Raw genomic sequence first — 12,413 nt, forward strand, 5'->3', positions numbered from 1 at the left:
AAAGAGCATATATAGTTTTACACGAGTTGTGCTAGGGCTATACTAAAGGAGCTTTCGGCTAGTTTAATTTTTTGGGGATTTCGGGAATGTACATTTTTAAGCGCCTTTTCAATGGTCCTGCTTACATCTGTAAATATCGCCATATCGGTGACTTCTGCGTTATCACTCATCAAATAAGCAAATACTCGAGCCATCCCACAATTTGCGATGAAATCAGGAATCACTGAAACTTGCCGATCGGTCCAGACACCGATTGGCCCGAAGAATATCTCAGGATCGGCGAAGGGTACATTGGCACCACAAGAAATAACCTCCAAGCCTGAATTGACCATTTTCTCTGCCTGCTCCTTTTGGATTAATCTTGAGGAAGCTGCAGGAATGAAAATCTCACTTTCCAGATCCCATATTTTCCGGTTAATTTCTTCGAAAGGCAATTGATTTTCAGCTACAAGCTTGTTTCCATCTCTTTTGAGGAAAAGCTCGCGAACTTCATCCAGCGAGTAACCTTCTTCATTGATCACTCCGCCTTCCCGGTCTATAATTCCAACTATTTTCACACCTTCTACTGCAAGGAAGCAAGCAGCTGCGGCCCCTACGTTTCCCCAGCCTTGTATTACAGCGCGTTTTCCTTTGATATTTCCTCCCCAGATTTTATAATAATGTCTTACAGCTTCTGCGACTCCATACCCGGTGATCATATCGGCGACGGTATACTTTTTGGTGCCGTTTGGAGTGAAGTTTGGATCCTCTAGGACTTTGGATACACCCTGTCTGAGTTGGCCTAATTTTCTGATTTTCTCAGGTTCTGTAGCATGAAAATGACCATTTACTATCCCTTCCTGCGGATGCCAGAGACCATAGGATTCGGTGATGGGAATTACTTCATGAATTTCATCTACATTTAGATCCCCACCTGTTCCATAATAATTTTTCAACAGCGGCATCACGGCCTTATACCAGCGTCTTAGCACTTCATCTTTGCGCGGATCATTCGGATCAAAGTTGATTCCTGATTTAGCACCTCCGATAGCAGGTCCTGAAACAGTGAACTTTACCTCCATGGTCTTGGCAAGGGATTCCACTTCCCGCTTGTCCAGCCCTTTTCTCATTCGGGTACCACCGCCGGCAGCCCCTCCTCTAAGGGAGTTTATCACTACCCAACCCTCTGCTTCTGATTCGCTATCGCTCCATTCGAAGGTGATTTCGGGCTGCTTGTTCTCAAACTTTTTAAGTAATTCCTGCATGTGGATTGGGTTTATATCTGGGCAAAAATAGAAAAATAATCCAGTCATACTATGGTAAGTCTGACAGGCGGTTAGCCGAAAATCACTCCCCCGGATGAGTCATTACGTGCTCCTGTCACTGAGGATAGGCAATTGATCTCATTGCGTAGACGCAATACACCCAGAAATCCGAACACCAATGCTTCTTTAAATTCTATCAGTTTGGATGATGCGTGGGTTTGGAGCCATTTGCCTTCCATTTGGCTGTTCAGTCGATCTATAAAGAAAGTATTGTAAGCTCCACCGCCTGTAATTAAGACAGATGGGTAGTCAGAAATTTTATGTTGGATGATCACTTGGCCTATCTGAAAAGCAAAATGCTCGACCAGAGTTCGTAGGATATCTTTTTCAGAAAGACCACTAGAAATCAGCAGAGGTAAGAAATCAACTTCCAAATCCTCTCTGCCAAGAGATTTTGCATCAGATTTGGAATAGTAGGGAAGTGTGTTTAGGGCGTTAAACAACTTTTCATTGAGTGTGCCCTGACTTGCCCAAGTTCCACCTTGATCATAATCTGCCCCCAATGCATTTGCTTGTGCATTCAGCAAGAGATTGAAAGGGCATATATCGAAAGCAATTCGCTTGCCCGCTGATTCCATGCTGATATTTGCAATACCACCCAGATTGATGCAAAAATCAATGGATGGAAAAAGCAGGCGGTCACCGATCGGTACTAAAGGAGCACCTTGACCGCCCAACTGTATATCCAGCATACGGAAGTCATTGATTGTTTTCAATCCGGATGCCTGATGAAGTCCCCAGCCATTGCCTATCTGAAGGCTAAGCCCCTTTGCCGGTTGATGGAAAACAGTATGTCCGTGTGAGCAGACAGCGAGTGGTTTGATTTGTTTTTCGATACAATATCCCCTGACTTTCTCTCCCATCCACTTTCCAAAATCCACATCCAGAAGCGCCAATTCGAGCGCAGATAGTGTGTGGGAGTTCATCAGCTTTTCCCCCATCTCTTTTGGAAATGGCATCGTGACCGCATCAAGAATCTCGTAAGACCACTGATGCTGAAGTTCATAGCTGCAATAGGCTATGTCCAGTCCATCTCCTGAAGTACCGGACATCAATCCTATGCTGGTATAGTTAGTAGGGCTCATGGGTTAAAGTTTGTTAAGTGAGGTCTAATCCAAAGATAATTTAACAAGGATAAAAGACACTACTTTTTCTGAATGGCTATTTTGCGAAGTATTAATTAAACTGGATGACAAATCTGATTATAGATATTGGAAACACTAGAATCAAGTCTGCTCTCTTTCAAGATGGAAAGATGCTGGAAGAGGAAGCGTTTTCTGAACTTGATTATGCTTTAAATTATTGGAAGTCAATGCATTTTAATCATTGTTTGGTAAGCTCTGTCAAATGGAGCCAATCCGAGCTGCAAGAAGCGCTACCCTTTCAATTTGTCTATCTCAGTCCGGATACCAAGCTGCCTATTAGCAACGGGTATGGTACACCCGCGAGTCTGGGGCTGGATCGTATAGCAGGAGCAATTGGAGCTTGGGTAATGCGTAGAAAAGGACCCGTGCTGGCAATAGACATGGGAACTTGTATTACTTTTGATCTAATCGACGAAAGCAACACGTATCTGGGCGGAGCTATTAGCCCTGGGCTCGGGATGCGTGCCAATGCTATGCATGGACAAACGGCCAGATTGCCATTAGTTGATCTGAAAGTGAAACCTGCTGAATTGATTGGCGATAATACGATTACCTGTATGCAAATCGGTATTTGGCTTGGAATCGAATTCGAATTGCGCGGACAAATCGAAGCATACACTAAAAAATTTCCGGAAATCGAGGTCTTTATTAGCGGTGGAGATGCCCAATCTTTTGATTCATTGGCAAAAGACCTCATATTTGTAGTCCCAAATTTGGTCCTTTATGGATTGAATTCTATTCTAAACCACAATGTTGAGTAAAATCAGATTGCAATTGCTGGGTGTACTATGCACCTTTTTCTTATTTACAGAAGCTCAGGCACAATCCAGTGCTTCTACCTATAGTGCACTAGGTATCGGAGAATTCAATTATTCCGGTATTACCAATAATCAAGCAATGGGAGGGCTTGGCATCAGTTTCGGTTCTGCTTGGAATCCCAACGTGGTCAACCCTGCCTTATCTACCAAAAACACGATTTTTAATTTTGAGGCAGCGCTGAATTATAAACAGATTAGTGCTAATAACGGGACAGAGTCATCAGACATCGATGGTGGTGGAATATCCTATTTTGCATTTTCTCTTCCTGTGAAGGTGAATAAAATGACTGTGGGTTTGGGGTTGAATCAAATCACGAGTGTGAATTACAGGTTGCTTATCGAGAGTGAGGTAAGCAATGCAGATATTCAAGCATTTAATTTTATCGAGGGAGATGGGGGGATTTCGGATGCTTACTTGAGTGTAGGCTATGTAGTTACCAAAAACCTCAGCCTTGGACTTCAGGGCTCTTACCTTTTCGGGTCCACTATCAGAACAGATCAGCTGTCGCTTTTCGATGAAAATGGTCCAGTAGGCATCACTACAGAATATTATGAAAGATTAACAGTTAGTGATTTTGGCATCAAAGGAGGGGCATACTACTTTGTTCCATTGAATGAAAAAAGCAAACTACACCTAGGCGCCATTTATCAACATTTAGGGGATGTTAATGGAAAAGCTTTTGCCAAGCTCTCATCAATTGGCCAAGCTAGCAGGCCGGATTCAGATGGAGACTTAATATCGAATGACGAACCGGGCAGTATAAACATCCCTGATCGCTATGGATTCGGGGTTTCTTATGAAAAAAACAATAAATATGTGATCGGTCTGGAAGGACAATATCAGGACTTCAAAAAATATAGATCTCTGCTGGATGATCCCCTGCAATTGAGAGAAGCTATCAAGGTTGGGCTCGGGTTTCAGATTACCCCGGATTATCTTGCCATTGATAATGCCCTCAAGCGGGGAACCTATCGCCTTGGATTGGAATATCAGCAGACCCCATACTACCTGAACGCGACCAATATCAATGATCTTGGCATTAACTTTGGAGCTTCGCTTCCTGTAAACCAACTTTCATTAGTGAACTTCGCTGTGAAAGTAGGACAAAGAGGAACCACTGATAATGGCCTCATCCGAGAGAATTATGTAAACTTTACATTAGGGTTGTCACTGAATGATAACAGTTGGTTCTACAAAAGAGTATTTGAATAATAATTAACCAAACCATACGATCAAAATAGTTAAATCCAAGATTCATAGTTTGGATTTAGACATGAAGATTAAGTTGTGCCGAATCAAACCATTATGAAAATGAAAATTAAATCTACGCTACTGGGGCTAGCTGCCCTGCTTCTTGCCGGAATGGTACAAGCACAGGAATGGAATTTTCCATCTGATCCTGCTCAAGAGAAAAAAGCAAGAGAATTTAACGCTGCCTACACGGACTTCATGGGTTCGGAGCAATTTGTAGAAGCTACCAAGCCACTTAACTGGCTACTCGTAAATGTGCCGGAGCTCAATGAGTCTATCTACCAGAATGGTGTGAAAGTGTACGATGGTGCCGCCAAAGTGACAACGGACGAAGCACAAAAAAGAATCTATCAAGATTCAGTTATGGCCATTTATAATAAAAGAGCCGAAATCTATGATAATGAGAAAAACTGGATAGAAAATAAAGCTTATTATGGGTATCAATATTTCAAAGGCGATAAAGATAAGCTGGCAGAACCAATTGCTGATTTTGAAAAGGCATTGGAACTTAATGGAACAATTAGCTATCAATTGATAGCGGCATATTTTGACCTTGTTTACAGAAACTATGCCTATAACCAAGCCTATTCCGGAGAGGAAATCTTGACAATACACGACAAGGTAAATAAAATGCTAGATGAGGCTGCAGTTGACGGAAAGGATGTTTCTAGTCAAAAAGCTACACTGGAGCAGTTATTGGTAGCTATGGAACTAATCGATTGTGATTTCATCGAAAATACCATGGGACCAAAATTGACAGCTGATCCTACCAACGAAGTGCTTGCTGACCAGATCTTTAAATATTCTGTGCAATACAAATGTTTCTCTTCGAAGGCCTTCTTACAAGCACTTGAAATGAAGCATGCCAAAGAGCCTTCGTTCTCTACATCCCAGGTGATTGCTATGAGATATCTTCAGGAAGATAATTCTGCAAAAGCCGAGGAAATGTGGAATCAAGCGTTGAAACTTGCGGAAAATAACACCCAAAAGGCCGATGCGCAGATGGAACTCGCGAAGATCTACGCAAAAACAGGAAAGAAATCTGCTGCTAGAACAGCGGCTAAGGAAGTTGCTAATTTGGATCCTTCCAGAACTTCAGATATTTACTCTATGATCGGTGGAATGTACATGAATTCGTTCAATGAGTGTAAGGGTGGAGAAAGCCGTGTAAAGGATTATTCTATCTATATTGCTGCGTACAATGCATATCAGAAAGCAGGGGATTCTTCAGGAATGGCTCAAGCCAGATCTAGATTCCCTTCCAAAGAAGAATTGTTTACCGAAGGTCTTCAGGTTGGGTCTACCATTAATACCGGTTGCTGGATCGGTGAGACTGTTACCTTGGCTTCAAGAGATTAATAAGGATAGTAATATAAAAAGGCAGTCTGCGGGCTGCCTTTTTTCATTTAAAGAGGTAAAACAAATTTCAAGTATCTTTGTGCCGTGAAGATCAATCCAATTTCAATCGTATTCATTTGCAGCATTGTGCTGATAAGCTCCTGTAGGGAGGATGTGGATATTTCTGCACTTGAGATGTACGATGGACCTATGAACACGTCTATTAACATACATTTGATCAAAAGTGACTCGGCAATAGTAAGATCGGATATTCAGGCACCCAAGCAACTTGAGTTTGCCAATGGAAACCGGGAATTTCCCGAAGGAATAGAAATCCAGATCTTTGAAAAGGATGGTCAATTGAGTACAACTATGAGAGCGGATAAAGGGTATTTTTTGCGACAGGAAAATGTGTACAAGGGAGTGGGCGATGTGCAGGTTCATAATCTGCTCAAAGATCAAAAATTGCAGTCGGAAGAACTTTTTTGGGAACCGAATAAGAAAAGAATATATACTGAAAAGTTCGTGACCGTTCAAGACGGTGAGACACTTTTCAACGGTACAGGATTGGATGCTGATGAAACCTTCACCAACTATACACTCAAAAATCCTAGAGATAGCCGTATTTTGATGCCGGGCGAGGAGCAATAGATGGAAGTGGCAAAGATAATTCCCTTGATAGATCGAATTGAACGATATTATTTCTCACCCCCCCAGTATAATTCAACATGAAACTAGTTGACGCATTACTATTGTCGCTATCGCTTGCACTCATGATTGTGGGCATTCATCAGACAGTCACTCAGGGTGTTCAGGCTTCCTATGCGATTTTTATGTTTGCGGTAGCCTTATTATTTTGGTTTCAGTATCGTAGAATGCAAAAGCCTGAAGAACCAACGATACCTAAGAAAAAGGCTAAACCCGGTAAAAAACGCTAAGCATGGAATTAAGTTATGTGATTATCGCATTGATATTATCTGCCTTTTTTTCAGGGATGGAGATTGCATTTATCTCGGCCAACAAGTTACAGATTGAGCTTCAGAATAAGCAGGGTGATTTTACGGGAAGAATCCTAAGTGTGTTTGTGCAGCGTCCGGGCCAGTTCATAGGCACCACACTGATGGGGAACACGATCTCACTGGTACTTTATGGCATATTCATGGCACATCTGATGGAAGATCCACTGAAAATGTGGCTGCCCGGTGGTTTTAATAATGATGCGATTGTTTTGGTGCTGCAGACCTTGATTTCCACCATTGTGGTGTTGGTGACTGCGGAGTTCTTGCCTAAAAGTCTTTTTATGCTGAATCCGAACAGCATGTTGAATTTCTTTACACTTCCGTTTTATGTAATTTATATTCTTTTTTACCCGGTAGTGTGGGCAGTGGTAGGGCTTTCCAGGTTTTTCATTACCAAAATACTCCGTTTAGAATATAGTGAAGACAAGCCCGTTTTCACAGTGACAGACCTGAACAGTTTTGTCCAAAACCATATGCACAAAGGAAAAGAAGATGGGCATGTGGAGATAGACACGAAGATTTTTGACAATGCAGTGGAGTTTAAAACTGTCCGTGTGCGGGAATGTATGGTACCCAGGACAGACATCGTCTCAGTGGAAGTGGACGATACCATAGAGGAATTGAAGGAAGTATTCGAGGAAAGTGGACATTCCAAGGTGATTGTTTACCGGGAATCTATCGATGATGTCATCGGCTATTGCCATCAATTGGAGCTATTTAAGAAACCCAAAACGATTGAGGAAATTCTTACTCCTATTATCATTGCTCCGGAATCTGCCTTGGCAAATGAGTTGCTTATTCAGTTTATTCAAGAGAGAAAAAGCCTTGCACTGGTGGTGGATGAGTTTGGAGGGACTTCGGGGATAGTTTCAATGGAAGATATTATTGAAGAGATTTTTGGGGAAATCCAAGATGAATATGACAGCGATGATCTGATCGAGCAGAAAATCTCGGATCAGGAATATCTGCTGAGTGCACGGCATGAAATAGACTATCTCAACGATAAATATGGCTGGGAATTGCCCATTGGAGACTTTGAGACCCTATCAGGACTGATTCTTTCACTTACTGAGAACCTCCCAAAAAAGGGGGAATCTGTTACTTTTGAGGCGTATACTTTTACAGTAATGACTAAGCAAGAGCATAGAATTGAGACTGTTCGTGTGAAAATCAACACCTCCGGAATTTTCTAGATAAGCGTTTGATTCAGAATATATTTTGAATTTCGTTAGTAATGCTATTATTTTGCGACTCTCTAAAAAGCGTAGTAACAATAATGGCGTTAATTAAACAAATTAGACAAAGGACAGGTCTATTGATCGGCGTGATTGCCGGCGGATTAATTTTATTCCTCTTGGGAGGAGATCTATTAAGTCCAAATTCAAGCCTTCTCAGCTCAGGTCAAAATATCGTAGGTGAGATTGCCGGTGAGGATATTACTTATGAAGAGTATATCGCCCGGGTGGATGAATACAAGCTAGCCAATCAGCAGAGGACCGGAAGGGTTCCTTCTGAGGTAGAAATGTACTCCATTAGAGAGCAGGCTTGGCAGTCAATGATTGTGGAGCGTGTGTTCAAGGAAGAGTATGGGAAATTAGGGCTGACGATTTCGGATGCCGAACTGGTTGATATGGTTCAGGGCAAAAATATTGTTCCCGAGCTGCGTCAGCAACTGGTGAATCCACAGACTGGTCAGTTTGACAAGAGTCAGTTGGTTTCTTTCCTTCAATCACTGGAAACAGCAGATCCTGCCCAGCAGGCATACTGGAATCAGCAAGAGCGGCTGTTTGCTGACTCTAGACTTAGAGTCAAATACGACAACATGTTGGCGACTTCCGAGTTTGCTACACAAGCCGAGGCTAAGGGAGAATATAAAGCAGCTAATACAATAGCGGATGCATCCATTCTTTTTGTCCCTTTCTATGCAGTACCTGATGCAGAGATTACGGTTTCTGACAGCGACATGGAGGCTTATTTGAAGAAGAATAAGAGCAAATTCAAATCCGGCAATGCTGCTAGCATTGAGTATGTAAGCTTTAGCATTCAGCCAAGCGGTACAGACTCTGCGGAAGTTATTTCTAAGATTAACGAATTGACTGAAGAATTGAAGGCTGCCGAGAATGATTCTCTTTTTGTTTTGAGGAATTCCGATTCACCATCTCCATTTTTAACTATCAGACCAGGGGATGAACTTCCTGCAAGTTTGAGCGGCAATGTTTCTGACATTCAGGTTGGGCAGACTTATGGTCCTTTCATTACCACTAGATCCACCTATGTATCCTACAAGATCTCCGATCAATACGAAGGTGTTCCTAGACTAAGGGCTTCTCATATATTATTCAGCACTGAAGGAATGGACGATGCTGCCAAAGCCGGTGTAAAAGCTGAAGCTGAAACTGTACTAGCTCAGGTAAAAGCAGACGGCAACTTTGAAGTGGCGGCCAGACAATATGGTCAGGATGGTACTGCGCAGAATGGTGGAGATTTGGGATGGTTTGCCAAGGATGACTTTGTCTCTGAATTTGCTGAAGCTGCCTACGCTGCCAAATCTGTAGGTCTACTTTCCACTTTGGTGGAAACAGAGTACGGCTACCATATTGTCAAAGTGACTGAAATGCCGAAGAGTACCTATACTAAAGTAGCTTCTTTGGAAGTGGAATTGCTAGCGAGTGATGTCACTCGGAATGAGGCTTTCAGAAATGCGGATGCTTTTGCTGCAAATGCAGGCAACCGAAACGAGTTTACCAAAAATGCTACAGCTGAAAATTATAGAGTTATACAGGCTAATAACTTGGATGCCAACGCCAGAAACATCAACAATCTTCAAAATGCCAGAGAAGTGATTCGCTGGGCATTTGCCGATAAAACTTCCAAGGGGGAAGTTTCTACTGTCTTTGAATTGGATAATGCCTATGTAGTAGCCGCCCTTGTAAGCAAGAGGGATGACGGAGACGTAAAACTGGCAGATGTGAAAGAGCAAGTAGAAGCTCAGGTTAAAAATGAGAAAAAAGCAGAGGTGATCAAAGCTAAGCTTGCCGGAAAGACTTCTTTGGAAGATATGAAAGCGGCTTATCCGAATGAAGCTTCTGTGACTGAGATTCCGGATTTGAAACTAAGTACCAATGTGATTCCGGGTGTTGGTTTCGCTCCACGTGCTATCGGTGCTGTATTCGGAATAAAGCAAGGTGAGATCACCCAGCCTGTTCGTGAAGATGTAGGAGTAATCGTAGGGAAACTGAATGCCTTGACGCCTGCAGCTGAAATAGGAGATTACTCATCCTATCAAGGTCAATTGACTCAAAGTGCTTCTCAGAGAACGACATATTCGGTCATGATGGCCCTGCAGGATCTGGCAGGTGTCAAAGACTATCGATATAAATTCTTTTAATAGAAACTAGAATAGGAACCCATGCCACACAGCATGGGTTCTTTATTTATATTCGAATATAATTTGCCAATCACACCCTGCTATGGACAAAAAGGAATTCGACAAAGAGAACTTTAAGGAGAAATTAGAAGCCAGTGGAGAATTTCCGCAGCTTTATATGTTTAAATTCATAGTTCCTTACGGAAAGGAAAGTGAGGTAGCTGCGCTATTCCCAAAACACGAAATAACCACCAAAGCTAGTTCCGGAGGGAAATATGTAAGCGTTACTGCTCAGGCTATGATGCAAAATGCCGATCAGATCATTAAGATCTATGAGCAGGCTGCCAAAATAGAAGGATTAATCTCACTTTAACTCATTGACTTATGTGGAAAGAGGAAGATAACAAACTTAAAAAAACGTTCAAATTCAGCAATTTTCAGGAAGCATTTGCATTTATGACCAGAGTGGCATTTTTGGCTGAAGGCATGCAGCATCATCCTAATTGGAGTAATGTATATGATACCGTAGTCATCGAACTGACCACCCATGATGCAGGAAATACAGTGACTAAAAAAGATCACGCGCTGGCTAAGGCTATTGATGTGCTAGTTTCATGAGCGAAAATTCCCCCAACCTATTTCTGGTACCCACTCCCATCGGCAATCTTAAAGATATCACACTTCGGGCGATCGAAGTACTGAAAACTGCTGACGTTATCCTGGCAGAAGATACACGTACGAGTGGACAATTGCTAAAACATCTGGAAATATCCAGACCACTGCAGAGCTACCATATTTTCAATGAGCATAAGACCGTAGAAAAACTCGTTGAGCGAATGAACAGGGGAGAAGTTTTTGCCTTGATCAGCGATGCGGGCACACCGGCTATATCGGATCCGGGTTTTCTATTGGTGAGAGAAGTACTTGCTGCAGGATTGGATGTACAATGCCTACCAGGGGCCACCGCTTTTGTCCCGGCCTTAGTCAATAGCGGGCTTCCAAATGACCGATTTGTATTCGAGGGATTTTTGCCCCATAAGAAAGGCAGAAAGACAAGAATAGAAGGATTAATGGAAGAAGTGAGAACCATCATACTCTATGAATCTCCGCACCGCTTATTGAAAACGCTGGGGCAGCTTGCTGAAGCTTTTGGAGGAGAAAGACAAGCATGTGTATCCCGGGAGCTTACCAAGCTGCATGAGGAGAACGTTAGAGGTACATTAGCCGAGTTAATAGAATATTATCAGACCAATACACTAAAAGGCGAAATTGTCCTTACCGTGGCAGGTAAGAATCCCAAAGCCTGAATATTACAATCAACTTTTATGATCTCAACAGAAAGACTTACACAGCTTCTCGAGCAAACTCAGGGAATAGCCAAAGAAGCCGGCGCTTTTATCCGTAGAGAAAGACAGCACTTCAACCTAGACAGGGTAGAGCATAAAGGCGTCAATGATCTTGTATCCTATGTGGACAAGGAAGCAGAGAAGATAATCGTGAATAAGCTGTCTCAAATTTTGCCTGAGGCGGGCTTCATCACAGAAGAAGGGACTAACACCACACAGGCAGAAGAATTCAACTGGGTGATTGACCCATTGGATGGGACTACTAATTTTATCCATGGAGTTCCGATCTTCTCGGTAAGTATAGCGCTAATGGAACGTGGCGAAGTTATTTTAGGCGTGGTGTACGAAGTGAATCTCCATGAATGTTTCTACGCAATGAAAGGTGCAGGTGCATTTTGTAACGACACACCTATTAAAGTAAGTCGGGCTAAAACACTTTCTGAATCACTGATTGCCACAGGATTTCCGTATTACAGTTTCGATTTGATTGATAAGTACTTAGATGCGCTAAAGTCATTGATGAAATCTTCACACGGCGTGCGTCGATTTGGAAGTGCGGCTGTTGACCTTTGCTATGTCGCCGCAGGACGGGTTGAGGGCTTTTTTGAATACAACCTGAACTCTTACGACGTTGCTGCCGGTACGTTGATCGTAGAGGAAGCCGGAGGAAAAGTGACTGATTTTTCCGGAGGAAGAGATTTTGTGTTTGGCAGGGAGATTTTGGCCACCAACGAGAAAATTCATGAAGAGATTCTAACTGACCTGAAGAAGGCTTGGGCCTAATTAGGGCATGCTGAAAAACGCCAGTAATAGATCAAAAGCTA

General features: G+C 42.5%; 13 protein-coding genes. 11 read left to right on the forward strand and 2 right to left on the reverse strand.

The genetic code is table 11. From position 1 onward, the window contains the following. Window positions 1-17 precede the first annotated feature (17 nt). Complete coding sequence (locus J2X69_RS04760) at window positions 18-1,244, reverse strand: Glu/Leu/Phe/Val dehydrogenase dimerization domain-containing protein (protein ID WP_310099246.1); 1,227 nt, start codon at window positions 1,242-1,244, stop codon at window positions 18-20. 71 nt (window positions 1,245-1,315) lie between these two features. Then, window positions 1,316-2,389 carry an anhydro-N-acetylmuramic acid kinase gene (locus tag J2X69_RS04765; RefSeq protein ID WP_310099249.1) on the reverse strand — a complete coding sequence of 358 codons (1,074 nt, stop codon included), beginning with the start codon at window positions 2,387-2,389 and terminating at the stop codon, window positions 1,316-1,318. A 104-nt stretch (window positions 2,390-2,493) separates the two neighbouring features. Here J2X69_RS04765 and J2X69_RS04770 point away from each other — a divergent pair, with 104 nt between their 5' ends. From J2X69_RS04770 to J2X69_RS04820, 11 genes are all read left to right on the forward strand, one after another. Further along, the gene (locus tag J2X69_RS04770; RefSeq protein WP_310099253.1) at window positions 2,494-3,210 is read left to right on the forward strand and encodes a type III pantothenate kinase; all 717 of its coding nucleotides are present in this window, start codon (window positions 2,494-2,496) and stop codon (window positions 3,208-3,210) included. Further along, window positions 3,200-4,480 (forward strand): hypothetical protein, encoded by a 1,281-nt coding sequence (locus tag J2X69_RS04775; RefSeq protein ID WP_310099256.1) that lies wholly within the window; start codon window positions 3,200-3,202, stop codon window positions 4,478-4,480. Before J2X69_RS04770 ends, J2X69_RS04775 begins: the two co-directional genes overlap by 11 nt. Before the next feature lie 99 nt (window positions 4,481-4,579). Further along, window positions 4,580-5,878: a hypothetical protein gene (locus J2X69_RS04780; protein ID WP_310099260.1), complete on the forward strand. Its 1,299-nt coding sequence runs from the start codon at window positions 4,580-4,582 to the stop codon at window positions 5,876-5,878. An 84-nt stretch (window positions 5,879-5,962) separates the two neighbouring features. Beyond that, on the forward strand, window positions 5,963-6,508 hold the full coding sequence (gene lptC / locus J2X69_RS04785; RefSeq protein WP_310099263.1) for an LPS export ABC transporter periplasmic protein LptC: 546 nt from the start codon (window positions 5,963-5,965) through the stop codon (window positions 6,506-6,508). A 77-nt stretch (window positions 6,509-6,585) separates the two neighbouring features. Beyond that, window positions 6,586-6,795, forward strand: coding sequence for a hypothetical protein (locus tag J2X69_RS04790; RefSeq protein ID WP_310099266.1), 210 nt, complete (start codon window positions 6,586-6,588; stop codon window positions 6,793-6,795). Window positions 6,796-6,797: 2 nt separating this feature from the next. Beyond that, complete coding sequence (locus J2X69_RS04795; RefSeq protein ID WP_310099269.1) at window positions 6,798-8,069, forward strand: hemolysin family protein; 1,272 nt, start codon at window positions 6,798-6,800, stop codon at window positions 8,067-8,069. 83 nt (window positions 8,070-8,152) lie between these two features. After that, window positions 8,153-10,264, forward strand: coding sequence for a SurA N-terminal domain-containing protein (locus tag J2X69_RS04800; RefSeq protein ID WP_310099273.1), 2,112 nt, complete (start codon window positions 8,153-8,155; stop codon window positions 10,262-10,264). An 82-nt stretch (window positions 10,265-10,346) separates the two neighbouring features. Continuing rightward, window positions 10,347-10,616, forward strand: a complete 270-nt coding sequence (locus J2X69_RS04805) for a DUF493 family protein (RefSeq protein ID WP_310099277.1) — start codon at window positions 10,347-10,349, stop codon at window positions 10,614-10,616. An 11-nt stretch (window positions 10,617-10,627) separates the two neighbouring features. Beyond that, a complete protein-coding gene (locus J2X69_RS04810; RefSeq protein ID WP_310099280.1) occupies window positions 10,628-10,861 on the forward strand; it encodes a 4a-hydroxytetrahydrobiopterin dehydratase in 234 nt (77 codons plus the stop codon). Further along, window positions 10,858-11,550, forward strand: coding sequence for a 16S rRNA (cytidine(1402)-2'-O)-methyltransferase (rsmI, locus tag J2X69_RS04815; RefSeq protein ID WP_310099283.1), 693 nt, complete (start codon window positions 10,858-10,860; stop codon window positions 11,548-11,550). The genes J2X69_RS04810 and rsmI overlap by 4 nt, the downstream gene beginning before the upstream one ends. 18 nt (window positions 11,551-11,568) lie before the next feature. Continuing rightward, window positions 11,569-12,372, forward strand: a complete 804-nt coding sequence (locus J2X69_RS04820; protein ID WP_310099286.1) for an inositol monophosphatase family protein — start codon at window positions 11,569-11,571, stop codon at window positions 12,370-12,372. Window positions 12,373-12,413: the final 41 nt, after the last annotated feature.

It is taken from the genome of Algoriphagus sp. 4150, assembly GCF_031457395.1.
Classification (GTDB): Bacteria; Bacteroidota; Bacteroidia; order Cytophagales; family Cyclobacteriaceae; genus Algoriphagus.